Source organism: Enterobacter sp. ECC-175, assembly GCF_043968675.1.
Classification (GTDB): domain Bacteria; phylum Pseudomonadota; class Gammaproteobacteria; order Enterobacterales; family Enterobacteriaceae; genus Enterobacter.
Map to the genome: position 1 here is coordinate 1,522,421 of NZ_CP143776.1, position 24,481 is coordinate 1,546,901.

Sequence of the window (24,481 nt, forward strand, 5' to 3'; positions counted from 1 at the left end):
ACGGATACCTGCTAACCACATGTTTAGAATAAGAAAAGGACTTGATTTACCGATCGCAGGCGTGCCTGAGCAGCACGTTACAGCCGGTGCTGACATTCGTCATGTTGCTTTGTTAGGCGACGACTACGTTGGGATGCGCCCCTCGATGCTGGTACAGGAGGGCGATCGCGTCATTAAAGGACAGGCGCTTTTCGAGGATAAAAAAAATCCTGGCGTTCTGTTCACGGCACCGGCCAGCGGCACCGTTGTGGGCATTCATCGCGGGGAGCGCCGCGTTTTCCGCGCGGTGGTCATTCGTCTCGAAGGGGACGAGCAGCGTGAATTTGCCCGCTATGACGCAGCGGATCTCACAGCCCTCACTCGCGAGACCGTTCAGGCCCAGCTATTGGATTCCGGCCTGTGGACCGCTTTGCGCACGCGTCCCTTCAGTAAATCACCCGTTCCCGGTACCACGCCTGCCGCTATTTTCGTTACGGCTATCGACACGAATCCGCTGAGCGCCGATCCCGAGCCTCTCATCCTGGCGGAAAGAAAGGCATTTGATGCCGGGCTAACCGTGTTAACGCGGCTAACGTCGGGTAAAGTCCACGTTTGCCAGGCGAGCGGAGGCAAGCTCGGCGGCCATCCGCAGGGGCAGGTCACCTTTAACGCTTTTGCTGGCCCCCATCCGGCGGGGCTCGCGGGCACCCATATCCATTTCCTCGAGCCGGTCAGCCTGACGAAGCAGGTATGGCATCTCAATTATCAGGACGTGATTGCCATCGGCAAGCTTTTCACCACCGGCGAGCTGTGGACCGAGCGGACGATCGCCATCGGCGGGCCGCAGGCCACGCATCCACGTCTGGTGCGTACGCTCCTGGGGGCGGACATAAACGAACTGCTGGTGGGTGAAGCCAAGGCTGGTGAAAACCGCCTGATTTCCGGGTCGGTGCTCAGCGGCAGGCATGCGGTGGGCGAGCAGGCGTTCCTTGGCCGCTTCCATTTGCAGGTGAGCATCGTTCAGGAAGGGCGCGAGAAGGAGCTCTTTGGTTGGGTGCTGCCGGGGGCGGATAAGTTTTCGGTAACCCGCACCACGTTTGGTCACTTCCTGCGAGACAAGCTTTTCAACTTCTCAACCAGCACCCACGGCGGTGAACGCGCCATGGTTCCCATCGGTAACTACGAGCGAGTAATGCCGCTGGATATTTTGCCAACGTTGCTGCTGCGCGATCTGCTCGCCGGGGATACCGACAGCGCGCAGGCGCTAGGGTGCCTGGAATTAGATGAAGAAGATCTCGCGCTCTGTACCTATGTCTGTCCGGGAAAATACGAATATGGACCCGTATTACGCGAGGTGTTAACCCGCATTGAGCAGGAAGGATAACTGATGGGCTTAAAACACCTCTTTGAAAAACTGGAGCCGCACTTTACCGAGGGTAAGCTGAAGAAGTATTACCCGCTGTTTGAAGCGACGACGACCATTTTCTATACCCCTGGGCAGGTGACGAAAGGCGCAGCGCACGTCCGCGACGCCATCGATCTCAAGCGAATGATGATATTGGTCTGGTTTGCGGTCTTCCCGGCCATGTTCTGGGGCATGTACAACGTGGGCCTGCAGACCATTCCGGCGCTGCACCATTTATACGATGCCCCACAGCTGGCGCAGGTTATCCAGTCTGACTGGCACTACAGGCTAGCGCAGTCCCTTGGCGTGAGCTTCGCGGCCGACGCGGGCTGGATAAGCATGATGACGCTGGGCGCCGTATTCTTCCTGCCAATTTACCTCACGGTGTTTATCGTCGGCGGCTTCTGGGAAGTGCTGTTTGCCATTATCCGCAAGCACGAGATTAACGAAGGCTTCTTCGTCACCTCCATTCTGTTTGCGCTGATTGTTCCCCCGACGCTGCCGCTCTGGCAGGCGGCGCTGGGCATCAGCTTTGGCGTAGTGATCGCTAAAGAGATCTTCGGCGGAACCGGGCGTAACTTCCTGAACCCGGCGCTGGCGGGGCGCGCGTTTCTGTTCTTCGCCTACCCGGCGCAAATCTCTGGCGATCTGGTATGGACGGCGGCCGACGGATTCTCCGGCGCGACGCCGCTGTCCCAGTGGGCAGCGCACGGCGGTGAAACGCTGGTCAATAACGCCACCGGACAGCCCGTGACCTGGTTTGATGCCTTTATTGGCACAATCCCTGGTTCCATTGGTGAGGTTTCAACGCTGATGATTTTGATTGGCGGAGCCATTATTTTGTTCGGGCGCGTGGCGTCGTGGCGGATTGTGGCGGGCGTTATGCTGGGCATGGTGCTCACCGCCACCCTGTTCAACGCTATCGGTTCAACGACCAATCCGATGTTCTCTATGCCGTGGTACTGGCATCTGGTACTGGGCGGTTTTGCCTTCGGCATGATGTTTATGGCAACCGATCCCGTTTCGGCCTCGTTTACCGACAAGGGAAAATGGTACTACGGCGCGCTCATCGGCGTGATGTGCGTACTGATTCGCGTGGTCAACCCGGCCTATCCGGAAGGGATGATGTTGGCCATTTTGTTTGCCAACCTGTTTGCGCCACTCTTCGATTATCTGGTCGTGCGCGCCAACATTAAGCGGAGGAAGGCGCGTGGCTGAAATCAAAAACAATGACAGCATCGGTAAAACGCTGCTGGTGGTGCTGGTTCTTTGCCTGGTGTGTTCCATCGTGGTTGCCGGCTCTGCCGTGGGCTTAAAGCCTCTACAGCAGGAGCAGCGCGCGCTGGACAAACAGCGCAATATTCTCGCCGTTGCCGGGCTGATGCAGGAAGGCATGAGCGCTGAAGACGTTTCGACCCTCTTTGCCGAGCGCATTTCGCCGCGGCTGGTGGATTTGCAAACGGGCGAACTGCTGGACAAGGACCCGTCAACGTTTAACCAGGCGCTGGCGCTGAAAGATCCGCAGATGAGCTTATCGCTGGAGCCTGACCAGGACCCGGCCGGCATTAAGAGACGCAGCAACCTCGCCGAGATCTATCTGGTGCGCGACGAGCAAAAGCGGGTTCAGGAAATGGTGCTGCCGATTTACGGCAACGGCCTGTGGTCGATGATGTACGCCTTTGTTGCGCTCGATACGGATGGCCGCACCGTTAAGGGCATTACGTACTATGACCAGGGCGAAACGCCGGGATTAGGCGGCGAAATTGAGAACCCTAACTGGCGAGCGCAGTTTGTCGGCAAGAAAGTGCTCAATGACAGCGGCGAGCCCGCGCTGAAGGTGGTGAAAGGTGGGGCCCGTCCCGGCGATGAGTACGCCGTCGACGGGCTCTCCGGAGCAACGCTCACCTCTAACGGGGTACAGCACAGTTTTGATTTCTGGATGGGCGAGATGGGCTTTGGGCCTTTCCTGAAAAACGTACGTGAAGGAGCGCTGAATAATGGCTGATACGGGTGAACTAAAAGAAGTCAAAAAGGTGCTAATTGGCCCCCTGCTGGCCAATAACCCGATTACGCTGCAGGTGCTGGGCGTTTGTTCGGCGCTTGCGGTCACCACCAAGCTGGAAACCGCGCTGGTGATGACCGTTGCGGTCACGCTGGTTACGGCGTTTTCCAGCATGTTTATCTCGATGATCCGCCACCACATTCCGAACAGCGTGCGGATCATCGTTCAGATGGCGATCATCGCGTCGTTGGTGATCGTGGTCGATCAGCTGCTGCGCGCGTTCGCCTACGAAACTTCAAAGCAGCTTTCGGTGTTCGTCGGTCTGATTATCACCAACTGCATCGTCATGGGGCGCGCGGAAGCCTACGCCATGAAAATGCCGCCGCTGGCGAGCTTTATGGACGGCATCGGTAACGGCCTGGGATATGGCGCGATCCTGCTGACCGTGGGGTTCCTGCGCGAGCTTATCGGCAGCGGCAAGCTGTTTGGCATCCCGGTGCTGGATACGGTGCAAAACGGCGGCTGGTATTTACCAAATGGCTTATTCCTGCTGGCGCCAAGCGCATTTTTCATTATCGGGCTGCTGATTTGGCTGATTCGTACGCTGAAGCCTGAACAGCAGGAAAAGGAGTAACCGACAATGGCTCATTACCTGAGTTTGTTTGTGCGCGCGGTGTTTGTAGAAAACATGGCGCTCGCGTTTTTCCTCGGCATGTGCACGTTCCTCGCGGTATCCAAAAAGGTATCCACGGCCTTCGGTCTGGGCGTTGCGGTCACGGTTGTATTGGGGCTTTCTGTACCCATCAATAATCTGGTGTTCAACTACGTACTGCGCGACGGGGCGCTGGTGGAGGGCGTTGATCTCAGCTTCCTGAACTTCATTACCTTCATTGGGGTGATTGCGGCGCTGGTCCAAATCCTGGAGATGATCCTCGATAAATATTTCCCGTCGCTCTATAACGCGCTCGGTATCTTCCTGCCGCTGATCGCCGTGAACTGTGCGATTTTTGGCGGCGTCTCGTTCATGGTGCAGCGTGACTACAACTTTAGTGAATCTATTGTCTATGGTTTTGGATCGGGCGTTGGCTGGATGCTGGCAATCGTCGCCATGGCGGGGATACGCGAAAAAATGAAATATGCCAACGTCCCTGCGGGACTGCGCGGCTTAGGGATCACCTTTATCACCACCGGGCTAATGGCGCTGGGCTTTATGTCCTTCTCCGGTGTGCAGCTTTAAGGGCAATTGAATGGAAATTATTCTTGGCGTAGTGATGTTCACGCTGATTGTGCTGGTGCTGTCCGGGCTGATTCTTGTCGCGCGGGCAAAGCTGGTCAACACCGGCGACGTTATCATTGATATAAACGACGAACCGCAAAATCAGATCCGCACGCCGGCGGGGGATAAACTGCTTAACACGCTCTCCGGCAATGGAATTTTTGTCTCTTCCGCCTGCGGTGGCGGCGGCTCATGCGGGCAGTGCCGCGTCACGGTAAAAGAGGGCGGGGGTGATATTCTGCCAACCGAGCTGGCGCATATTACCAGGCGTGAAGCAAAAGAGGGCTGCCGTCTGGCCTGTCAGGTTGCCGTCCGCCAGAACATGAAGATTGAGCTGCCGGAGGAGATCTTCGGCGTCAAAAAATGGGAATGCGAAGTTATTTCCAACGATAACAAGGCCACCTTCATCAAAGAGCTTAAGCTGCGCGTACCTGATGGGGAAGATGTGCCCTTCCGTGCGGGAGGCTATATCCAGATCGAGTGCCCGGCACATACCGTTGCGTATGCGGATTTTGACGTGCCTGATGAATACCGCGCCGACTGGAATAAGTTTAACCTTTTCCGCTTTGTCTCTGACGTGAAGGAGCCAACGCTGCGCGCCTATTCCATGGCTAACTACCCGGACGAAAAGGGCATCATTATGCTCAACGTGCGTATCGCCACGCCACCGCCAAATGTGCCGAACGCGCCGCCGGGGATCATGTCATCGTATATCTGGTCCCTTAAGCCCGGTGACAAGGTGACCATCTCTGGTCCGTTCGGCGAATTCTTTGCCAAAGACACCGACGCGGAAATGGTCTTCATCGGCGGCGGTGCCGGTATGGCCCCGATGCGATCGCACATTTTCGATCAGCTTAAGCGGCTCGGGAGCCAGCGTAAAATCAGCTTCTGGTACGGCGCCCGCTCGCTGCGCGAGATGTTCTATGACGACGAGTTTGTACAGCTGGCGCGGGAGAATCCGAACTTTACCTTCCACGTGGCGCTCTCCGATCCGCAGCCGGAAGATAACTGGACGGGATACACGGGGTTCATCCATAACGTGCTCTATGAAAACTACCTCAGGCAGCATCCGGCGCCAGAGGACTGCGAGTTCTATATGTGTGGACCGCCGATGATGAACGCCGCCGTGATTAAGATGCTGAAGGACCTCGGCGTCGAAGATGAGAACATCATGCTTGATGACTTTGGAGGCTGATGATGCTGACGTTTCTGGCAACCTTTGTGGTTTTTGTCTTTGTCATCTTCGGCATGTCGTTAGGCTGGATCGTTAAGCGAAAAAGCATTCAGGGCAGCTGCGGTGGTATTTCATCCATTGGCATGGAAAAGGTCTGCGACTGCCCGGAACCGTGCGATGCGCGGAAAAAAAGAATGGCGCGCGATCGGCAACGCATTATTTAACTTTTGTTGGCCGGGTAAGGCAAAGCTGTCACCCGGCGTTCTTGCTGCTTCTCAACCCTTATTTGTTTACTGTATACTTATCCAGTGACGAGTGAGGGCTTACTATGCGCAAAATTATCCATGTTGATATGGACTGCTTTTTTGCCGCAGTGGAGATGCGTGACAATCCGGCGCTGCGGGATATCCCCATCGCCATTGGCGGCAGTCGCGTTCAGCGCGGCGTGATCAGCACGGCCAACTATCCCGCGCGAAAATATGGCGTGCGCAGCGCCATGCCTACCGCAATGGCCCTAAAACTTTGCCCTCATCTCACGCTCCTCCCTGGCCGCTTTGAAGCTTACAAAGAAGCGTCCCTGCACATTCGGGAGATCTTCTCTCGCTATACGTCGCTGATTGAGCCGCTTTCGCTGGACGAAGCCTATCTTGATGTCACTGACAGCCTGCATTGCCATGGCTCAGCCACGCTGATGGCGCAGGAGATCCGCCAGACCATCTCAGACGAGCTAAACCTGACCGCATCGGCAGGCATCGCGCCGGTGAAGTTTCTGGCGAAAATCGCGTCCGATCTCAATAAGCCCAACGGTCAGTACGTCATCACCCCTGAGGAGGTTCCGGCGTTTTTGAAAACCCTGCCGCTCGGTAAAATTCCCGGCGTGGGGAAAGTTTCCGCCGCTAAGCTGGAAAGCATGGGATTACGAACCTGCGAGGACGTGCAGCGAAGCGATCTGGCGATGCTGCTCAAGCGTTTTGGCAAGTTTGGCCGCGTACTGTGGGAGCGCAGTCAGGGAATAGACGATCGTGATGTTAACAGCGAACGGCTGCGCAAATCCGTCGGGGTTGAGCGCACCCTCAGTGAAGATATTCACGACTGGTCCGCGTGTGAAACCATCATTACGGAACAGCTCTACCCGGAGCTGGAGCGGCGTTTAAGCAAGGTAAAGCCCGACCTGCTGATTGCGCGTCAGGGCATCAAGCTGAAGTTCAATGACTTCCAGCAGACGACGCAGGAGCACGTCTGGCCGCGCCTGAATAAAGACGATCTTATCGCAACGGCAAAAAAGGCCTGGGAGGAACGGCGGGCAGGGCGTGGGGTTCGGCTGGTGGGGCTGCACGTCACGCTGCTTGATCCGCAGCTGGAGCGACAGCTGGTGTTGGGGTTGTAAAAAAGTCCGGTGGCGAGACGTTGTTCACCCTCTCCCATTGGGAGAGGGCTGGGGGGAGGGGATTACTTCGCAGGAATCGCCTTCAGCAGTTCGGTCAGCAGCGTCCAGTAATGGCCCACGCTTTCAATATGAACCTGCTCATCCGGCGAGTGCGGCCCGGTGATGGTTGGCCCAATGGAGACCATGTCCATGTCCGGATACGGTTTCTTGAACAGACCGCACTCCAGGCCCGCGTGAATCACCTGGATGTTTGGCGTGCTGTTGAACAGACGCTGGTAAGTTTCACGCACCAAAGCCATTACCGGAGAGCTTGCATCCGGCTGCCAGCCCGGGTAGCTCCCTTTCGCAGACGTTTTCGCGCCTGCCAGGGTGCCCAGTGATTCCAGCATGCTCACCACGTACTCTTTACCGCTGTCGATAAGCGAGCGGATCAGGCAGATGATCTCCGCGCTGTCGTCGCTCATGGTTACTACGCCCACGTTCAGTGAGGTTTCCACCACGCCTTTCGCCACGTCAGAGTTGCGGATCACGCCGTTTGGCGTCGCGTTCAGCAGCTGTACAAAGGCGTCACGAGACTGCGCGGTCAGCGCGGATTTATCGGTCGAGACGGACTCCAGCACCACGGTCAGGTTTTTCTCTTTAGCTGACAGTTCGTTTTTCAGGATATCCAGATAAACGCCGGAGAGCTTTTTCAGCTCGTCCGCTTTTGCAGCGGGTGCGGCAACGGTGGCGAACGCTTCGCGCGGGATGGCGTTGCGCAGCGTGCCGCCGTTGAAATCGACCAGACGCAGATCCAGCTCGGCCGCGTGGCCCGCCAGGAAGCGCGCCAGCAGCTTGTTGGCATTCCCCAGGCCCAGGTGAATGTCACCGCCGGAGTGACCGCCCTTCAGCCCTTTCAGCGTCAGCTTGAAGGTCTCAAAACCAGCAGGAATCGCTTCACGGGAGAGTGGCAGGGTGGAGATGAAATCAATCCCGCCCGCGCAGCCCATGTAGATCTCACCTTCTTCTTCGGAGTCGGTGTTGATCAGGATGTCCGCCTGCAGCCAGTTCGCCTGCAGGCCAAACGCACCGTCCATGCCCGCTTCTTCGGTCATGGTCAGCAGCACTTCCAGCGGGCCGTGCTCAACGCTGTCGTCAGCCAGCACCGCCAGCGCAGAGGCCATACCGATACCGTTATCCGCGCCGAGCGTGGTGCCGCGCGCTTTCACCCACTCACCGTCGATGTACGGCCGAATAGGATCTTTGGTGAAGTCGTGAACGGTATCGTTGTTTTTCTGCGGAACCATATCCAGGTGCGCCTGCAGCACAACCGGTTTACGGTTTTCCATCCCTGCGGTCGCGGGTTTGCGAATCAGGATGTTGCCCACCTGGTCACGCTCGGCGTGCAGGCCTTTTTCCTTAGCCCAGCCCATAATGTGTTCGGCTAATTGTTCTTCATGGTAGGACGGGTGTGGAATAGAACAGATTTTGGCAAAAATATCCCACAGCGGCTGTGGCGATAATTGAGACAGTTCAGACACGATAAGTCTCCTTGTCGATGCGCTGCAAATCAGGTCGCAGGGCAGAGGGTTAGCAGGTTAATAGTTACCACAAGTCAGGCTTGCGAGATGTCTCTGAGAATACCACTTTCTCCGGGCGCGGGTAGCATAAAGCATGCAAAAACTCAGGCTCGGGGCGCTAAAGACTGGTTTTTAGTGCGTCAGATCTCTATAATCTCGCGCAACCTATTTCCCCCTCGAACACTTTTTAAGCCGTATAAAAACAGGCTGGGACACTTCACATGAGCGAAAAATACGTCGTCACCTGGGACATGTTGCAGATTCACGCACGCAAGCTGGCTGCGCGTCTGATGCCTTCCGAACAGTGGAAAGGCATTATTGCCGTCAGCCGTGGCGGTTTAGTACCGGGGGCGCTGCTGGCACGTGAGCTGGGTATTCGCCATGTCGATACCGTTTGTATCTCCAGCTATGACCACGACAACCAGCGCGAGCTGAAGGTGCTGAAACGCGCGGAGGGCGACGGTGAAGGCTTCATCGTCATTGACGATCTGGTGGACACCGGTGGTACCGCGGTCGCTATCCGTGAAATGTATCCAAAAGCGCATTTCGTGACCATCTTTGCGAAGCCTGCAGGCCGCCCGCTGGTTGACGACTACGTGATTGATATCCCGCAGGACACCTGGATTGAACAGCCATGGGATATGGGCGTGGTCTTCGTACCGCCTATCTCTGGCCGCTAAGTCAGAACGTAACTTTACACGCCCGGCACTGCCGGGCGTTGTTCTTTTTAGCCTGTAGCGCGTTACAATGGTCTCTATATGACGTATTCATGGAGGCAACGTAATGACGCAGGCGAATCTCTCCGAGACGCTCTTTAAACCCCGCTTCAAGCACCCGGAAACCTCGACGCTGGTGCGTCGCTTCAATCCCGGAACAATGCCTGCCGTGCAATCCGCGTTAGACGGTAAAAACGTGCCCCACTGGTACCGCATGATTAACCGCCTGATGTGGGTCTGGCGCGGCATCGATCCCCGTGAAATTCTCGACGTGCAGGCGCGCATCGTGATGAGCGAGGCTGAGCGTACCGACAGCGAGCTCTACGATACGGTGGTGGGCTACCGCGGCGGAAACTGGATTTATGAGTGGTCCACGCAGGCGATGCTCTGGCAGCAAAAGGCCAGCCAGGAACAAGATGCCGCGCTAAGCGGCAAGCACTGGCTGCATGCGGCCAACCTTTATAGCATTGCGGCTTACCCGCACCTCAAGGGCGACGAGCTGGCAGAGCAGGCCCAGGCGCTGGCAAATCGCGCCTATGAAGAGGCCGCGCAGCGCCTGTCGTGCCGCATGCGCGAAGTTGAGTTTACGATTCCAAACGGATCGCCGGTGACGGGATTCCTGCACATGCCGGACGGGGAAGGCCCTTTCCCGACGGTGCTAATGTGCGGTGGCCTGGATTCGCTGCAAATCGACTATTTCAGCCTGTTTGAGCGCTATTTCGCCCCGAAAGGGATCGCGATGCTCACGCTGGATATGCCTTCAATTGGCTTCTCGACGAAGTGGAAACTGACGCAGGATTCCAGCCTGCTGCACCAGCACGCGTTGAAAGCGCTGGAAAACCTTCCCTGGATCGATCACACCCGCGTCGCCGCATTCGGCTTCCGCTTCGGTGCGAACGTCGCGGTGCGGCTGGCGTACCTCGAGTCCTCGCGCCTGAAAGCGGTGGCGTGCCTCGGGCCCGTCGTTCACGCGCTGCTCAGCGATCCGACGCTGCAGGGCAGCGTGCCGGAAATGTATCTCGACGTGCTGGCGAGCCGCCTCGGCATGCACGATGCCTCCGATGATGCGCTGCGCGTTGAGCTGAACCGCTACTCGCTGAAAACGCAGGGGCTGCTGGGGCGCCGCTGCCCAACGCCGATGCTGTCGGGCTTCTGGAAAAACGATCCATTCAGCCCGGAAGAAGAGTCGCGTTTAATCACCTCGTCATCTTCGGATGGCAAACTGCTTGAGGTGCCGTTCAGCCCGGTGTATCAGAATTTTGACAAAGCGCTTAACGAAATTACGCGGTGGATAGAAAAGAGATTGTGTTAAGAGATTGCTAAATTTTGCTGGTTTGGTAAAACAGTGGCTTCACAAAAGGAGATCGCAATGACGTTACCGAGTGGACACCCGAAAAGTAGACTGATTAAGAAGTTCATGGCTCTTGGCCCGTATATTCGAGAAGAGCAGTGTGAAGAGAATCGCTTTTTTTTCGACTGCCTGGCTGTTTGCGTCAATGTGAAGCCTGCACCCGAAAAACGTGAGTTTTGGGGCTGGTGGATGGAAATGGAAGCAGAAGAAAAGCGCTTCACCTATAGCTATCAGTTTGGCCTGTTCAATAAAGACGGCAACTGGCAGGCAGCGCCTATTAAAGATCAGGAAGTGATCGATCGTCTTGAGCATACGCTGCAGGAGTACCTCGGCAAGGCTCGTGCACTGCTGGCAACGCTGGAGCTGAAGCTGGAACCAGCGGATGATTTTTCAAGCGAGGCGGTGAAGCTAACGGCATAGGTTGGCAATCTTATCCGGCCTGCTCGATCCCGTAGGCCCGGTGAGCACAGCGCCACCGGGCACAAAAAAACCGGCTCAAAGCCGGTTTTTATTACCGCATAATCAGAACTGGTACGTCATACCCAGGGCAACGATATCATCGCTGCTCACGCCGAGCTTATTGTTGTCATCGATCTGGTTGATTTTGTAATCAACAAATGCGGACATATTTTTGTTGAAATAATAGGTCGCGCCGACGTCGATGTATTTCACGATGTCTTCGTCACCGATGCCTTCAATATCCTTGCCTTTAGACTGGACGTAGCCCAGGGACGGACGCAGGCCAAAATCAAACTGATATTGTGCAACCACTTCGAAGTTTTGCGCTTTATTTGCAAAGCCGCCGGAAATGGGCGCCATATTGCGGGTTTCAGAATAGATAGTCGCAAGGTAAATATCGTTGGCATCATATTTCAGGCCGGTCGCCCATCCTTCCGCTTTTTTACCTTCACCGCGCGCCTGCAGGTTCTGTTCGTTGGTGCGGTCCGAGCTGGCGTAAGCGCCAATGACGGAGAAATCGCTGCCGCCGAAGTCATAGCTCAGAGAAGTCCCGAAGCCGTCGCCGTTCTGTTTTTTCACGTCGCGGTTTTCGTTTTTACCCTGATATTGCAGGGTCATGTCCAGGCCATCAACCATTCCGAAGAAGTCGGTATTGCGGTAGGTGGCAAGGCCGCTGGCGCGTTTGGTCATGAAGTTATCGGTCTGGGCCAGGCCGTCACCGCCAAATTCAGGGAACATATCGGTATAGGCGGCAACGTCATACAGCGCGCCCAGGTTACGGCCATAGTCGAAAGAGCCGAAGTCTTTGAGCTTAATACCCGCGAAGGCCAGACGGGTTTTCTGTGATGAATCACTTTCCGCTTTATTGCCCGCAAATTCGGCTTCCCAACGGCCGTAACCCGTGAGCTGATCGTTAATCTGCGTTTCGCCTTTAAATCCGAAACGCACGTAGGTCTGGTCGCCGTCTTTAGCGTCGTCATCACTGATGTAGTGCATCGCTTTTACTTTGCCGTACACGTCCAGTTTATTTCCATTTTTATTATAAACTTCTGCAGCGTGAACAGATGCGGAAGCCACGACGCCCATTACCACCAATGCCAGAGTGCTTTTTTTCATTTTCGATCCTGAGTGTTTTATAAACGCGCTAATATTCGCTGAACGATAAGCTCATGCTTATGTCCCGTGAAAAACAGGAAGGGTTTTAACGCTCTGGAATGAAAGTTTTATGACAAATTGAGAATTAATCTAAAAATTTGTGTTTTATTATTTCAGTCATGAAAATGTCAAAATCTGCCGCTACGCTTCCTGATCCCGCGCAACAAAGTGTTCCGCTTTGTGCTAAGGCTGTTGGCAACGGGGCTGAGTCCTGCTAAAACGTCTGCTTACATCACTTTCCCTTATTGTTGAACGGCAGAGAATCATGAGTGACAGCCAGACGCTGGTGGTAAAACTCGGTACCAGTGTTTTAACAGGCGGATCGCGCCGCCTTAATCGCGCCCACATCGTTGAGCTTGTACGCCAGTGCGCTCAGCTGCATGCCGCAGGGCATCGTATCGTTATTGTGACTTCCGGGGCGATTGCTGCCGGGCGCGAGCACCTGGGCTACCCCGAACTCCCCGCGACGATCGCCTCCAAACAGCTGCTGGCCGCCGTGGGACAAAGCCGACTTATTCAGCTTTGGGAACAGCTGTTCTCCATCTATGGCATCCACGTTGGGCAGATGCTGCTGACGCGTGCGGATATGGAAGACAGAGAGCGCTTCCTGAACGCCCGCGACACGCTGCGCGCGCTGCTGGACAACAATATCGTTCCCGTCATTAACGAAAATGACGCCGTCGCGACCGCTGAAATCAAAGTGGGCGACAACGATAATCTCTCCGCGCTGGCCGCGATTCTGGCAGGGGCGGATAAGTTACTGCTTCTGACCGACCAGCAGGGGCTGTTTACCGCCGACCCACGCTCTAACCCGCAGGCCGAGCTGATTACCGATGTGCATGGCATCGACGACGCGCTGCGCGCCGTGGCAGGCGATAGCGTTTCCGGTCTTGGCACTGGCGGCATGGGCACCAAGCTGCAGGCCGCCGACGTGGCCTGCCGCGCCGGAATCGACACCATCATCGCCGCAGGCAGCCGCCCAGGCGTGATCGGCGATGTGATGGAAGGCATTTCGGTAGGCACGCGCTTCCACGCGCAGGAATCGCCGCTGGAAAACCGCAAGCGCTGGATTTTCGGCGCGCCGCCGGCCGGTGAGCTGACCGTGGATGAAGGGGCCACCGCGGCAATTCTGGAAAGAGGGAGTTCATTACTTCCAAAAGGAATTAAAAGCGTGACAGGTAACTTCTCCCGTGGTGAAGTGATCCGCATTCGCAATCTTGAAGGTCGCGACATCGCCCACGGCGTGAGCCGCTATAACAGCGACGCGCTGCGCCGCATTGCCGGCCACCACTCGCAGCAGATCGACGCCATTCTGGGCTATGAATATGGCCCGGTTGCCGTGCATCGCGACGACATGATTATTCGTTAAGGAGCCTGAACATGCTGGAAAAAATGGGCGCAGCCGCGAAGGCCGCCTCGTATAAGCTGGCGCTCCTTTCCAGCCGCGAGAAAAACCGCGTGCTGGAAAAAATCGCTGATTATCTGGAATCGCAATCCGCTGAGATCCTGCGAGCCAATGAGCAGGATTTAGCGCAGGCGCGTGAAAACGGCCTCAGCGACGCCATGCTCGACCGCCTGGCGCTGACCCCGGCACGCCTTAAAGGCATCGCCGACGATGTTCGTCAGGTCTGCAGTCTGGCCGATCCGGTCGGCCAGGTGATTGACGGCGGGCTGCTCGACAGTGGGCTGCGCCTTGAGCGCCGTCGCGTGCCGCTCGGCGTGATTGGCGTGATTTACGAAGCGCGTCCGAACGTTACCGTAGACGTTGCCTCCCTGTGCCTGAAAACCGGTAACGCCGCCATTCTGCGCGGCGGGAAAGAGACCTGGCGCACCAACGCCGCGACGGTGAAAGTCATCCAGCAGGCGCTGGAGGAGTGTGGCTTACCGGCGGGGGCCATACAGGCCATCGAAAGCCCGGATCGCGCGCTGGTGAACGAAATGCTGCGCATGGATAAATACATCGACATGCTGATCCCGCGCGGCGGCGCGGGGCTGCACAAGCTGTGCCGCGAGCAGTCGACCATTCCGGTGATCACAGGCGGGATCGGCGTGTGCCATATCGTGGTCGATGACAGCGCCGAAATTGAGCCCGCGCTGAAGATCGTTGTGAATGCAAAAACCCAGCGCCCGAGCACCTGCAACACGGTTGAAACGCTGCTGGTGCACGAGGGCATTGCGAGTGCGTTCCTGCCGGCGTTAAGCAAGCAAATGGCGCAAAGCAAGGTTACGCTTCACGCCGATGCTAACGCTCTGGCGCTGCTTCAGGATGGCCCGGCTAACGTTGTTCCCGTCAAAGCCGAGCAGTATGACGACGAGTTCCTGTCGCTGGATCTGAACGTGAAGGTGGTCGCCGATCTCGATGACGCTATCGCGCACATTCGCGAGCACGGTACGCAGCACTCCGATGCGATCCTCACGCGCACGCTAAGCAACGCCGCGCGCTTTGTGAATGAAGTGGACTCGTCTGCGGTATACGTGAACGCTTCTACGCGCTTTACCGACGGCGGCCAGTTTGGTCTTGGCGCCGAGGTGGCGGTAAGCACGCAAAAACTTCACGCCCGCGGCCCGATGGGCCTCGAAGCGCTGACCACCTACAAGTGGGTCGGCATCGGCGATGATACTATTCGTGCGTAATTAACTGCGGGTGATGCAAAAATAGCCGTTTGAATCGCAAGGCCATTGACGCATCACCCCAATAGATCTACTCTTTTGCCCCGTGGTTACGCTCGTAACTGGCCTCTCAGGGCCGATATAGCTCAGTTGGTAGAGCAGCGCATTCGTAATGCGAAGGTCGTAGGTTCGACTCCTATTATCGGCACCATCTACTAGTTTTCTCAAGTCAATCCACATCAACAAAATCCTTTGAAAACATAGCAGTTACGTTGTTTTCAGTCATTTGGCGTCAACCTCTATCTATTGAAATCAACATGCCTTTGGGGGCACAATCAGGGGCATGTTCTGTTCGGTCTAGGAAATGTGCCCCCAATGATGCTGAATGCCCGAAAGGTTGAAGCCGCGAAAGGAAAAGAGAAGAGCTACAAGCTGTCTGATGGAGGTGGTCTGTATCTTCAAGTAGAACCCAATGGCTCGCGTTACTGGCGTATGAAGTACCGTTTTGCTGGCAAAGAGAAGCGTTTATCTTTTGGTGTCTATCCAACGGTTTCTTTGGCTGATGCCAGGCAAAAGCGTGAAGACGCAAAGAAATTGCTCGCAGCCGGTGAAGACCCTGGCGAAGTGAAGAAAGCCAAAAAACATGCTTTAACCGCTGCTACAGAGATACTCAATCCATTCAGAGAAGTGGCGTTAGAGTGGCACAAAATGAAGTCACCTAAATGGTCTGAGGGCTACGCTTCAGACATTATCGAGGCATTTGAGAAAGACATTTTCCCGCACATTGGCCATCGACCCATTGCTGATATTAAGCCCTTAGAGCTGCTTGAAGTTCTGAGATTAATAGAAGCCAGAGGAGCAATGGAAAAAGCGAAGAAAGTCCGTCAACGATGCGGTGAAGTATTCCGCTACGCCATCGTAACAGGTCGAGCGATCTACAACCCGGCACCGGATCTTGCCAGTGCAATGCAAGGGCACGAAGCAGTTCACTATCCATTCCTGAAAGCTAACGAGCTGCCGGAGTTCTTTACTGCTCTTAACGCTTATTCAGGAAGTCCGATTGTATTACTGGGTGCATATTTGCTCATCTTAACAGGTCTCAGAACTGGAGAGTTACGAGCAGCGGAATGGCGTGAGGTGGATTTTGAGAACGCACTGTGGGAAATCCCTAAAGAACGCATGAAAATGCGTAGGGCTCATATTGTACCTCTATCAAGACAAGCATTAGCTCATCTCGGGCGATTGAAAGAACTGACAGGCAACTATCCGCTCATGTTTCCTGGACGCAACGATCCCAGTAAGTGCATGAGTGAAGCCAGCATCAACCAAGTTTTTAAACGTATTGGATATGCTGGTCGTGTGACGGGGCATGGTTTCAGGCATACGATGAGTACGATTCTACACGAGAAAGGTTTTAACAGTGCTTGGATTGAAACCCAGCTTGCACATTTGGATAAAAATTCTATTCGTGGGATTTACAACCATGCTCAATATTTAGAAGGGCGCAGGAATATGATGCAATGGTATGCGGATTTTATTGAGGGAATTAATCTTAATGGCAAATAAATCTACTCCTTTAAAATTATTTCGCACACATTATAAAGTGGCTGAAGTTGCTAAGATACTAAGTTGTGAAGAAGAAGATATTTTGTATCTGGCCGGGGAGAACGATTTTTTGTTCTCAGCCTATGTAGGCAGGGAGGGTAACTTTTCAAAGCATCGAGTAAGAAATATAAGTGAATTTATTAATCATATTGATTCATTGGATAAGGACGATGAGGGTTATAGTTATATTAGTCAATATAGCCTCATAAAAATATATGAAGTAAAAAATGATAAAAATTTAGTTATTGCACGTATCAAAGGTTATTTTAAATATCCGCCAAAAGTCCAAAAAGACTTTATCTTTTTTAGTGGTCAATTTCCAGATTACCCTTCACTTCTCGTTCCAGCTGGGAAAGTGTTTTCAAATGATGTTAAATTTATCCAGATGGACTGGAAAAATTCGGATGGCTTTTTTTTGGAGCATGATGGGTATCTTGAAAGCGAGGACGTTCGAAAGCTTCATAACATCATTAATAATGAGTCATCGTCTGCTGATGTATATAAAACGCTATCAATTGCTCAACAAGAGCGACATGCAGCAAAAAGAAATCAAGTTTTGAGTGTGGCCATTTATCTTTATAAAGAAAATTCGAATGTTAAAAAAGACAACGCTACAGCGTTAACAGAGCTTATCTTCACCCGAGCCGATGAATTTTGGCCTGATAAGAAAGAACCTCCGTTGTCTTTCGCAGTAATTAGTAAGTTGATTTCAAGTATTTTCAAAAAACCTGTTTTTACAAATAATTAACATTATTGGCGAGTAAGTTTTTTTTACTTACTCGCCTTTTTTACATCCAAACCAAGTGCTTTAATCCTCTCCGTTGACACGAATTGATGAATTGAGAGGAACGAATCATGGCGCTCACTGATACTCGCCCTAGTGCAGACTCACTAATTGATATGAAGTATATCACCTCTGATTGCTTGTTTACTGATAAGTGGATTTATAAGCTGATCTCTCTTGGTAAATTCCCGAAGCCGATTAAGTTAGGACGTATGTCAAGGTGGCGTGCTGGTGATTATTATGCCTGGAGAGATAGTCACACATCTAATTAAAATTGTTAAGAATAGGACCAATATGACTAATATGACATCTATTAAACTCCCAATGGAGGGTAAATCCTTTTATCCTTCTCTTAAATGCGAACAAGTTACGGTATTAGATACTTATAAGGTCAGTATCTTCAATGAAGGATATGGTGATTCTGCATGTATAATAAGAATCATCGAGATCTTTATGTTAAATAAACTGCGTCATAAAGGAGAGGAATTACGTTCTTTAACAGGGCTAACAATCCCCGATACGGAAGCGACTGCCGATGAAATCAATCTCTTAATGAGTCGACTTGAGGTGCTATGTCAGCGTGAAGAAGAAGAGTTATCCTTCCGACAAAAGGATGTTAGCTCTGCCGAGTACGCATTAAAAAATGCAGGGTTGAATGTTAACTCCAGAACAGTTTCTGAAGTAAAAAACAAAAATGCCGTGAAAGGGGCGCGTGATGCCTATGAACGACAGTACAATTCTGCATTTTTACGACAGAAAGAGCAGCAAACGCGGGTAAGTCTCTTCAGAGGATTCGGAAGTTTGTTACTTGAAGAGGCTGAACATATCGGGAAGAACATTAGTAAAAAATATCTTAACTCGTTTTCCAGACCGTTAACTTCTCCCGCTGAGTTTATTAACGTTTTAAACGATGCGACTTTAGTTCGGGATGTGAGATTTATCTTGGATGCTCTATGTGCACTGGATAATGCAGTTGAGCACATTCTTAAATGTTGTGCATACCCAAATGACCGTTACGAACTGGAAAGAGGTGGGATAAGTCGAACTATGGCCTATCGGGAGTACTATCGCGCTGAAAATGCCATTCTTCGCTCCGTAGTAAGCGATCGTGAATATGCAGAGCATGCTGTGAAATATAATCAGCTCTCTGAATACAAGAAAAAAATATTTCGTAAATAATAAAAGGATAAATCATGTACGCATTCAAAGCCGAAAGGCCGGACGCTGCACGCCGTTATCACAGTAAATTCGTATCTGGTACAAATTACCAGGAATCTTCAAATAGACGGTTTTCATTAAGCAAACCAACTGAAAATATTTTGCGAAGCTCAATTCTTGAGTCTGGTTGGTTAATCAATAATATCACTTTGCGTGACGTTAATGCTATTTCAGGTAATGCCATTAATATTGGAGCCAGCGAGTTACATACAGGACGAGTTCACGGTGGCAGATTCCATAAGATGTTAGCGATAAATGGCACTGAATTTTTTCTGTCCGAAACTGACACATGTGCACGAATCAGCTATTTAGATATGTCACATATTTATCATACAGGTGCTCAGGGCGAATTTGATAAATCGGTCAGTGCGTTTTTTAGTCAGGCTTATGCACTTGATATGTTGCGGGTTGGTTTTAATGGAGAGTCAATTGCCGATACGACTGATCCAGAGATGAATAAAAAAGGTGAAGACGTAAATATCGGGTGGCATGCGCTGGCAAAAAACTATCAGGGTGGTCAACAAGTCTTAACTACTCCTGTAACCCTCGGTGAAACCGGGGAATGGAAGAATCTCGACCTGCTTGCTAATCACCTCATTACAGAGCTGATTGCCGAACCTTATCGTGAAGATCCACGCTTGGTGGTTCTCGTGGGTGCCGAGCTTGCTGCTAAACAGCGACTTAAGCTCTTCAACGCGGCTGATCGCCCGGCTGATGTGGATGCTGCGCAAATGGCAGTCAGTTCGGTTGCCGGACGGTTTGCTTTTATCCCGCCGTTCATGCCGGGAAAACGTCTTGCGGTCACTACGCTGGATAATCTGCACATTTATACCCAGTCCCGAACCCGATCATTCCGGGCTGAGTTTGATGATGAGAAAAGTGAATACGTTAATTCTTATCTTCGCAATGAAGGCTATGCGCTGGGGGAGCCTGAGCTTTATGCCGCTGTGGATGAGAGCGCTGTAACTTTCTCCGACTGATGCTGAAGAAATAAAAAGACCCGCTAATAAGCGGGTCTGTTTCACAGCGTAGGAAAAATGAAAAACTCAACTTCAAACTGAGGCTTAAGCATGTCAGGATTTAGATGGATGTTCAATAAACTAAATTCGGTTATAAATTTCTTGCGCCTTGCCAATTGCTCGGGCTATATTCGCACCGTTGCCGCAAAATCGGCAACCGGGCGTGGAAACCCGTGTAATCTGAAGGCGACACCAGACGCGCCACGCGTCTTTTTTTGTGTCCGTGTCTTTGCACACCTATTGCTTTTACAGCGGTTTCTTTGCCGTTGTAGCTATCGAGTAATGGTGGCTCAGGCGGGGCTGACTTCGGTCAGGCCGGTATCCTTCAGAGCCGGTATTTCCACCCCCGTCTGGGCTACCACCAGTGGGCGTGGAAACTCCGGTGGTAGCGTTAACCGCTATCTGAAGGAGATTGCCGCCATGGCTTCGATCCCTACATTGTCACATCCAGAATTTACCTTTGTTTTTCTCGCAGTGCGCCGTACTGATTATGCCGCGCGTCCATTCGCTGTGCGTACTGTTGCAACCTGCGAGCGTGCTGCCCGCATGAAACTCGTTGCCGATTTTGTACTGAGCTTCGCCGCACGTATTCCGATGAACAATCTCGGGGAGGTGAGCGCATGAGTCATTTACCCATCCCTAACCACGGTTGCACCTTGACTGAAGCAGGCGAGAACCGTCTTTTACGGGCTGCGCTGGCGAGCGAGTTCTTGGCCGAAGTTCTGTCATTTCCTGCGATGAGTGGGCAGAGAACAGTTTCTGCTGAGGGAGCCGCAGCAATCATGGCCTGTATTGCAGAACAGCTGGAGGGTGTGGTGAGAGAAACCAGTACCATTAAAGGAGAAAAGCATGAACGCTAATCTCGTAGTCCATTCACCTGAGTTTCGGGCGGCATTTCTGCGTTCCTGCATTGCTGATGCCTATATTTCCCTGATGCAGCGGATTAATGGAGAAGCTGTGTATATCGAGGATGGCGAGCGTATCGAGCTGACACCTGATCGTGTGGCCATGAATATTCTTTATCATATTGAAGCACCCTGGATTAACGAATTCGGCCAGGAAGAGGGGCATCGTCTGGCATGTGACGTTCTGGAGCGAATGCTGTCACCCGGTTACATGGCTGAAAATATTCGCCTTTCCGCATTTGGTGTTTCTGAGCTACGTGAAGTGTACCGGGACATCGTTTTCGGTGCGCCCGATGGAGAAGTACCTCCAGGTTTCAGCATTACCACTGCGGGAGTCGGGGAGGTACTGTTATGAAAGTTCAGTCTGTATCTGCGGTTTCGGGGGCAGCAAACGGGCGATGGCCACACATCCTTTCCGCGTTAGGGATTAATGTTCCTTCCGCCCGACGCCACGGTGCCTGTCCGGCCTGCGGCGGAAAAGATCGCTTCCGTCTTGATGACAAAGAGGGGCGCGGAACATGGTTCTGTAATCAGTGCGGCAATGGCGATGGCCTTGATTTAGTCCGTCTGGTGACAGGACGCTCAGTGAAGGAGGTCGCGGGAATGGTCTCTGAGGTTCTGGCATTACCTGAAGTACAGGATAAACCCGCTATGCCAGCCAGGAAAAAGGTGGCGGGAAAAGAGACCGGAGCAGACCGCTATCAGAAACTTAAAAAGCTGTCTCAAAACGGTGAATCAGCTTATCTGACCGGAAAGGGATTGCAGGGTTACTCTTTACCGCTTCTTACTGCTGCCATCAATCTGGCGGGGATGACTTTTCCAGCCGGGTCGCTGCTGCTGCCTTTAACTGACATCACCGGGAATGTTACAGGCGGTCAGCTTATTAACTCTGATGGTGATAAAAGTCTTTTACCCGGCAGTCAGCTGTCAGGTGCTTTTATTGCCGTGGCTGATGTTCCGTCTGATGCTCCGGAACAGGTCATTATCACTGAAGGATATGCCACTGCGTTGACCGTCAGCCTCCTGGCTGACGGTTGGATCGTTGCTGCCATTGCGGCCACAAATTTGGTAAAGGTTGCTGAGCAAATCCGCATTCGATGGCCGGAAACCCGGATTATCCTGGCTGGAGATAACGATCTTGTAGACGGGAAAGAGAACACTGGCCGGGTATGGGCTGAAAAAGCGGCGAAAGCCGTAGATGGTTGGGTAACGCTTCCTCCGGTACGTCATAAAGCCGACTGGGATGATTATCGTCAGGAAACCGGGAAGGAAAGGGCGCGTGAAGCCTTCCGGGAGGAAATGACGTTGCACGGAAAAGGGCAAACCAGATTGCCGCAGGGGTTCAGGCTCACGAAAGAATATTTGTGGTATGACAAGCTGGTGAACAAATCAGATGGTGACACAGAGATCCGCAATATCAAGATTTGCAGCCCGCTGCGTGTGACAGCTATCACCAGCGATGCTGACGGCAGCAATTATGGCCGCCTGCTGGAATGGGAAGACACCAACGGCATTAGCCGAAAATGGGCAATGCCGATGGAAATGCTGGGTGGTAGCGGAGAGGAACTGCGGCGCGTACTGCTGGTCAATGGGCTTTCTTATATCAATATCAACGGGATGGCCAGAGCGCACCTAATGGAATACATCTCCCTGTGCAAGCCCGACAGAAAAGTGACCTGCGTAAATAAAACAGGCTGGCATGGCGGCGTTTATGTTCTTCAGGATGAAGTGATCGGCAAAGAGTCACAGTCTGTCATTCTCCAGACTTCCAGCGTTCAGGGGCGTGATTTTCGTGTTACGGGCACCACGAAAGAATGGCGGGAAAATATAGGCCGCTATTGCGTCAATAATGCCCGACTGGCGTTTGCCGTAAGCCTGGCATTCGCCGCGCCGCTTCTGAAGCTGGTTGGTATAGGTGGCGGCGGTTATCACCTGAAAGGTGAATCTACAGACGGTAAAACCACGACCATGAAAGTGGCGGCTTCGGTGTGCGGTGGTACGGATTTTTGGCATACATGGCGTGCTACCGGGAACGCGCTGGAAGGAACGGCCAGCCGCCGCAATGATGCCACACTGATGCTTGATGAAATCCGCGAGGTGGATGGCAGAGAGGCTGGGAATATTGCCTACATGCTGGCGAACGGCCAGGGCAAAGCCCGCGCCCGAACTGATGGTTCGGTACGGGAAACAAACCGCTGGAATTTGTTGTTTCTTTCCACGGGGGAGCTGTCACTGGTCGAGCACGCCGCCAATGCCGGAGAGCGAACCTACGCCGGGGTTGAAGTACGCATGATCCAGATCCCGAGTGATTCGGGCAAGCATGGAGTATTTGAGGAGCTGCACGGCTTTAGTGGTGGTAAAGCGCTGGCGGAGCATCTGGAACACGCCGTTATTCATTATCATGGCTCACCCTTCCGCGACTGGCTGCATTGTCTGACAGCCGATCTCCAGGAACTGACCAGCCAGGCGAAAGCGCTGCTGAAGGACTACACCCGCAGGCTGACCCCAGCGGATGCAGGAAATCAGGTTGGGCGCGCCGTTACCCGTTTTGCGCTGGTTGCTATGGCTGGAGAACTTGCCACACAAGCCGGGATAACCGGATGGCCTGAAGGTGAGGCGTTCAGGGCTGCTGAGTGTTGTCTTGCCTCATGGATGGCTGATCGTGGGCATACCGCGAACCAGGAGGATAAAACCGCACTGGAGCAGGTCAGGGATTATATGACACGTAACCAGTTCAGCCGCTTTGCTGACTGGCACGACGACAGGAACCGCCCACTGTCGATGATGGGGTTCAGGAAAGTGGACAAGGGCGACAACGTGACAGAGTCCACTGTGACCTTCTACGTATTGCCATCTGGCTGGAAAGAAATTTGTAAAGGGTTCGATTCACGAAAGGTGGCCCGATTGTGTGTTGAGGCGGGCTGGCTGAAAGCCGGGGAGGACGGGAGAACGCAAAACAGCGTTCGCCTGCCAGAAATAGGGCTTAAGCGTGTGTACCAGTTTAATACGCAAGTACTGGGTAGCACCGATCCCGAATAGTAATCGCGTGAGTCTTATTTTTATGAGGTAACACTGGTAACAGAGGTAACAGGCAGTGACGACAAGGCTTGCCACTGTTACCAGTCAGAAATAGCCACTGGTAACAGTGGTAACAAAAATCAGTGTGTTACCACGCGTTACCTCTTTATTTAGGTCACTGGTAACAGATTAATTTCAATTAAATCAACGACGTTACACGTGTTACCAGTGTTACACGTACAGAACAAGAGGAAAGGAACCAAAATCCCTTCTTCTGGCAGGCAACAGAGGTTTAGCTATGCGAGTGATGAAAATTTACTGCCCGGAGTGTATGTCTGCGGCAACGGTGAGGAAAACAAACCGAAAGCACCCCAAATTATCAGATGTGTACTGTTATTGCTCAAATGTAGAGTGTGGGCATACGTTTGTGATGAACGTTTCCTTCTCACATACGATTAGTCCCAGCGCTTTGAGCGGTCAGGGACGGATTAAAGAGCTAATGGATGCCCTGCCACCGGACGAGCGACAAAAAGCATTAGAACTCCTGTTGGCAGCCAAAGAGAGCCAGTGAACGGCTCGCCGGGAGTAACTAAAATTTTCCCGGCTTCGGTTCATTAAATTTCAGTTGCTTAAGAAAAAATGTTTATAAGAATCAGCTGCTTAATTTTTAAGTGTGTCGTCAGTTATCATGAAAAATCTCACTTAAAATTTTATATCTCTTTACTATCAATAACTTAATTAAAGTTATTACGATTTTGTAGTAAAGCTAACTGAAAAAAACTGAAATTCTTTTCACTCTTTTCAGTTCCCTGCTCGCTGTAAGTCCCCAGTTGTGGCGCGGTCTGGCGCTATCCTTTGT

The 24,481-nt window shown here is 52.8% G+C and carries 25 protein-coding genes and 1 tRNA gene; 24 read left to right on the plus strand and 2 right to left on the minus strand.

The window, feature by feature from the left end:
• The first annotated feature begins 19 nt into the window (after positions 1-19).
• From V1599_RS07145 to dinB, 8 genes are all read left to right on the plus strand, one after another.
• Positions 20-1,363, plus strand: coding sequence for a Na(+)-translocating NADH-quinone reductase subunit A (locus tag V1599_RS07145; RefSeq protein WP_395301254.1), 1,344 nt, complete (start codon positions 20-22; stop codon positions 1,361-1,363).
• A gap of 3 nt (positions 1,364-1,366) precedes the next feature.
• Complete coding sequence (locus V1599_RS07150) at positions 1,367-2,602, plus strand: NADH:ubiquinone reductase (Na(+)-transporting) subunit B (RefSeq protein ID WP_112011175.1); 1,236 nt, start codon at positions 1,367-1,369, stop codon at positions 2,600-2,602.
• Entirely contained in the window at positions 2,595-3,389 is a 795-nt protein-coding gene (locus V1599_RS07155) for a Na(+)-translocating NADH-quinone reductase subunit C (RefSeq protein ID WP_112011176.1), read from the plus strand. The genes V1599_RS07150 and V1599_RS07155 overlap by 8 nt, the downstream gene beginning before the upstream one ends.
• Positions 3,382-4,020 carry an NADH:ubiquinone reductase (Na(+)-transporting) subunit D gene (locus V1599_RS07160; protein WP_112011177.1) on the plus strand — a complete coding sequence of 213 codons (639 nt, stop codon included), beginning with the start codon at positions 3,382-3,384 and terminating at the stop codon, positions 4,018-4,020. The genes V1599_RS07155 and V1599_RS07160 overlap by 8 nt, the downstream gene beginning before the upstream one ends.
• A 6-nt stretch (positions 4,021-4,026) precedes the next feature.
• Complete coding sequence (gene nqrE / locus V1599_RS07165) at positions 4,027-4,623, plus strand: NADH:ubiquinone reductase (Na(+)-transporting) subunit E (RefSeq protein WP_112011178.1); 597 nt, start codon at positions 4,027-4,029, stop codon at positions 4,621-4,623.
• A gap of 10 nt (positions 4,624-4,633) precedes the next feature.
• Complete coding sequence (gene nqrF, locus V1599_RS07170) at positions 4,634-5,857, plus strand: NADH:ubiquinone reductase (Na(+)-transporting) subunit F (protein WP_112011179.1); 1,224 nt, start codon at positions 4,634-4,636, stop codon at positions 5,855-5,857.
• A complete protein-coding gene (gene nqrM, locus V1599_RS07175; RefSeq protein WP_112011180.1) occupies positions 5,857-6,060 on the plus strand; it encodes a (Na+)-NQR maturation NqrM in 204 nt (67 codons plus the stop codon). The genes nqrF and nqrM overlap by 1 nt, the downstream gene beginning before the upstream one ends.
• Positions 6,061-6,164: 104 nt before the next feature.
• Positions 6,165-7,223: a DNA polymerase IV gene (gene dinB, locus V1599_RS07180; RefSeq protein ID WP_112011181.1), complete on the plus strand. Its 1,059-nt coding sequence runs from the start codon at positions 6,165-6,167 to the stop codon at positions 7,221-7,223.
• A gap of 62 nt (positions 7,224-7,285) precedes the next feature.
• Here dinB and pepD read toward each other — a convergent pair whose 3' ends face one another.
• Positions 7,286-8,743, minus strand: a complete 1,458-nt coding sequence (gene pepD / locus V1599_RS07185) for a cytosol nonspecific dipeptidase (protein WP_112011182.1) — start codon at positions 8,741-8,743, stop codon at positions 7,286-7,288.
• A gap of 260 nt (positions 8,744-9,003) precedes the next feature.
• Here pepD and gpt point away from each other — a divergent pair, with 260 nt between their 5' ends.
• The 3 genes from gpt to crl all read left to right on the plus strand — a co-directional run bounded on the left by gpt (position 9,004) and on the right by crl (position 11,269).
• Positions 9,004-9,462 (plus strand): xanthine phosphoribosyltransferase, encoded by a 459-nt coding sequence (gene gpt / locus V1599_RS07190; protein ID WP_003863205.1) that lies wholly within the window; start codon positions 9,004-9,006, stop codon positions 9,460-9,462.
• Positions 9,463-9,565: 103 nt separating this feature from the next.
• Positions 9,566-10,810, plus strand: coding sequence for an esterase FrsA (gene frsA / locus V1599_RS07195; RefSeq protein WP_395301255.1), 1,245 nt, complete (start codon positions 9,566-9,568; stop codon positions 10,808-10,810).
• A gap of 57 nt (positions 10,811-10,867) precedes the next feature.
• Positions 10,868-11,269: a sigma factor-binding protein Crl gene (crl, locus tag V1599_RS07200; RefSeq protein ID WP_297118190.1), complete on the plus strand. Its 402-nt coding sequence runs from the start codon at positions 10,868-10,870 to the stop codon at positions 11,267-11,269.
• A 102-nt stretch (positions 11,270-11,371) separates the two neighbouring features.
• Here crl and phoE read toward each other — a convergent pair whose 3' ends face one another.
• Positions 11,372-12,424, minus strand: coding sequence for a phosphoporin PhoE (gene phoE, locus V1599_RS07205; RefSeq protein WP_297118192.1), 1,053 nt, complete (start codon positions 12,422-12,424; stop codon positions 11,372-11,374).
• A 304-nt stretch (positions 12,425-12,728) separates the two neighbouring features.
• Here phoE and proB point away from each other — a divergent pair, with 304 nt between their 5' ends.
• The 13 genes from proB to V1599_RS07270 all read left to right on the plus strand — a co-directional run bounded on the left by proB (position 12,729) and on the right by V1599_RS07270 (position 24,193).
• The gene (gene proB / locus V1599_RS07210; RefSeq protein ID WP_112011186.1) at positions 12,729-13,832 is read left to right on the plus strand and encodes a glutamate 5-kinase; all 1,104 of its coding nucleotides are present in this window, start codon (positions 12,729-12,731) and stop codon (positions 13,830-13,832) included.
• 11 nt (positions 13,833-13,843) lie between these two features.
• The gene (proA, locus tag V1599_RS07215) at positions 13,844-15,097 is read left to right on the plus strand and encodes a glutamate-5-semialdehyde dehydrogenase (RefSeq protein ID WP_395301256.1); all 1,254 of its coding nucleotides are present in this window, start codon (positions 13,844-13,846) and stop codon (positions 15,095-15,097) included.
• A 111-nt stretch (positions 15,098-15,208) separates the two neighbouring features.
• Positions 15,209-15,284, plus strand: a tRNA-Thr gene (locus V1599_RS07220).
• A 164-nt stretch (positions 15,285-15,448) separates the two neighbouring features.
• Positions 15,449-16,639 carry a tyrosine-type recombinase/integrase gene (locus V1599_RS07225; protein ID WP_395301257.1) on the plus strand — a complete coding sequence of 397 codons (1,191 nt, stop codon included), beginning with the start codon at positions 15,449-15,451 and terminating at the stop codon, positions 16,637-16,639.
• Entirely contained in the window at positions 16,629-17,426 is a 798-nt protein-coding gene (locus V1599_RS07230) for a hypothetical protein (protein ID WP_045324667.1), read from the plus strand. Before V1599_RS07225 ends, V1599_RS07230 begins: the two co-directional genes overlap by 11 nt.
• 107 nt (positions 17,427-17,533) lie before the next feature.
• Positions 17,534-17,734 (plus strand): AlpA family transcriptional regulator, encoded by a 201-nt coding sequence (locus tag V1599_RS07235; protein WP_045324665.1) that lies wholly within the window; start codon positions 17,534-17,536, stop codon positions 17,732-17,734.
• 22 nt (positions 17,735-17,756) lie between these two features.
• The gene (locus V1599_RS07240; RefSeq protein ID WP_227413369.1) at positions 17,757-18,641 is read left to right on the plus strand and encodes a hypothetical protein; all 885 of its coding nucleotides are present in this window, start codon (positions 17,757-17,759) and stop codon (positions 18,639-18,641) included.
• Between the two features lie 14 nt (positions 18,642-18,655).
• Positions 18,656-19,660 (plus strand): P2 family phage major capsid protein, encoded by a 1,005-nt coding sequence (locus V1599_RS07245; protein ID WP_063623700.1) that lies wholly within the window; start codon positions 18,656-18,658, stop codon positions 19,658-19,660.
• Positions 19,661-19,768: 108 nt separating this feature from the next.
• Positions 19,769-20,323 (plus strand): host cell division inhibitor Icd-like protein, encoded by a 555-nt coding sequence (locus tag V1599_RS07250; protein ID WP_074136102.1) that lies wholly within the window; start codon positions 19,769-19,771, stop codon positions 20,321-20,323.
• Positions 20,320-20,559 carry a hypothetical protein gene (locus tag V1599_RS07255; protein WP_042713601.1) on the plus strand — a complete coding sequence of 80 codons (240 nt, stop codon included), beginning with the start codon at positions 20,320-20,322 and terminating at the stop codon, positions 20,557-20,559. Before V1599_RS07250 ends, V1599_RS07255 begins: the two co-directional genes overlap by 4 nt.
• Positions 20,549-20,959, plus strand: coding sequence for a hypothetical protein (locus tag V1599_RS07260; RefSeq protein ID WP_063137331.1), 411 nt, complete (start codon positions 20,549-20,551; stop codon positions 20,957-20,959). Before V1599_RS07255 ends, V1599_RS07260 begins: the two co-directional genes overlap by 11 nt.
• A complete protein-coding gene (locus V1599_RS07265; RefSeq protein ID WP_217801285.1) occupies positions 20,956-23,643 on the plus strand; it encodes a DUF927 domain-containing protein in 2,688 nt (895 codons plus the stop codon). Before V1599_RS07260 ends, V1599_RS07265 begins: the two co-directional genes overlap by 4 nt.
• Before the next feature lie 277 nt (positions 23,644-23,920).
• Positions 23,921-24,193: an ogr/Delta-like zinc finger family protein gene (locus V1599_RS07270; RefSeq protein ID WP_042713596.1), complete on the plus strand. Its 273-nt coding sequence runs from the start codon at positions 23,921-23,923 to the stop codon at positions 24,191-24,193.
• Positions 24,194-24,481 lie beyond the last annotated feature (288 nt).

Bases quoted from the DNA above. Each gene is read 5' to 3' on its own strand.
- V1599_RS07145 (WP_395301254.1), top strand. From the start codon at position 20: ATGTTTAGAATAAGAAAAGGACTTGATTTACCGATCGCAGGCGTGCCT.
- V1599_RS07150 (WP_112011175.1), top strand. From the start codon at position 1,367: ATGGGCTTAAAACACCTCTTTGAAAAACTGGAGCCGCACTTTACCGAG.
- V1599_RS07160 (WP_112011177.1), top strand. From the start codon at position 3,382: ATGGCTGATACGGGTGAACTAAAAGAAGTCAAAAAGGTGCTAATTGGC.
- nqrE (WP_112011178.1), top strand. From the start codon at position 4,027: ATGGCTCATTACCTGAGTTTGTTTGTGCGCGCGGTGTTTGTAGAAAAC.
- nqrF (WP_112011179.1), top strand. From the start codon at position 4,634: ATGGAAATTATTCTTGGCGTAGTGATGTTCACGCTGATTGTGCTGGTG.
- nqrM (WP_112011180.1), top strand. From the start codon at position 5,857: ATGATGCTGACGTTTCTGGCAACCTTTGTGGTTTTTGTCTTTGTCATC.
- dinB (WP_112011181.1), top strand. From the start codon at position 6,165: ATGCGCAAAATTATCCATGTTGATATGGACTGCTTTTTTGCCGCAGTG.
- gpt (WP_003863205.1), top strand. From the start codon at position 9,004: ATGAGCGAAAAATACGTCGTCACCTGGGACATGTTGCAGATTCACGCA.
- frsA (WP_395301255.1), top strand. From the start codon at position 9,566: ATGACGCAGGCGAATCTCTCCGAGACGCTCTTTAAACCCCGCTTCAAG.
- crl (WP_297118190.1), top strand. From the start codon at position 10,868: ATGACGTTACCGAGTGGACACCCGAAAAGTAGACTGATTAAGAAGTTC.
- phoE (WP_297118192.1), bottom strand. From the start codon at position 12,424: ATGAAAAAAAGCACTCTGGCATTGGTGGTAATGGGCGTCGTGGCTTCC.
- proB (WP_112011186.1), top strand. From the start codon at position 12,729: ATGAGTGACAGCCAGACGCTGGTGGTAAAACTCGGTACCAGTGTTTTA.
- proA (WP_395301256.1), top strand. From the start codon at position 13,844: ATGCTGGAAAAAATGGGCGCAGCCGCGAAGGCCGCCTCGTATAAGCTG.
- V1599_RS07225 (WP_395301257.1), top strand. From the start codon at position 15,449: ATGATGCTGAATGCCCGAAAGGTTGAAGCCGCGAAAGGAAAAGAGAAG.
- V1599_RS07230 (WP_045324667.1), top strand. From the start codon at position 16,629: ATGGCAAATAAATCTACTCCTTTAAAATTATTTCGCACACATTATAAA.
- V1599_RS07235 (WP_045324665.1), top strand. From the start codon at position 17,534: ATGGCGCTCACTGATACTCGCCCTAGTGCAGACTCACTAATTGATATG.
- V1599_RS07240 (WP_227413369.1), top strand. From the start codon at position 17,757: ATGACTAATATGACATCTATTAAACTCCCAATGGAGGGTAAATCCTTT.
- V1599_RS07245 (WP_063623700.1), top strand. From the start codon at position 18,656: ATGTACGCATTCAAAGCCGAAAGGCCGGACGCTGCACGCCGTTATCAC.
- V1599_RS07250 (WP_074136102.1), top strand. From the start codon at position 19,769: ATGTTCAATAAACTAAATTCGGTTATAAATTTCTTGCGCCTTGCCAAT.
- V1599_RS07255 (WP_042713601.1), top strand. From the start codon at position 20,320: ATGAGTCATTTACCCATCCCTAACCACGGTTGCACCTTGACTGAAGCA.
- V1599_RS07260 (WP_063137331.1), top strand. From the start codon at position 20,549: ATGAACGCTAATCTCGTAGTCCATTCACCTGAGTTTCGGGCGGCATTT.
- V1599_RS07265 (WP_217801285.1), top strand. From the start codon at position 20,956: ATGAAAGTTCAGTCTGTATCTGCGGTTTCGGGGGCAGCAAACGGGCGA.
- V1599_RS07270 (WP_042713596.1), top strand. From the start codon at position 23,921: ATGCGAGTGATGAAAATTTACTGCCCGGAGTGTATGTCTGCGGCAACG.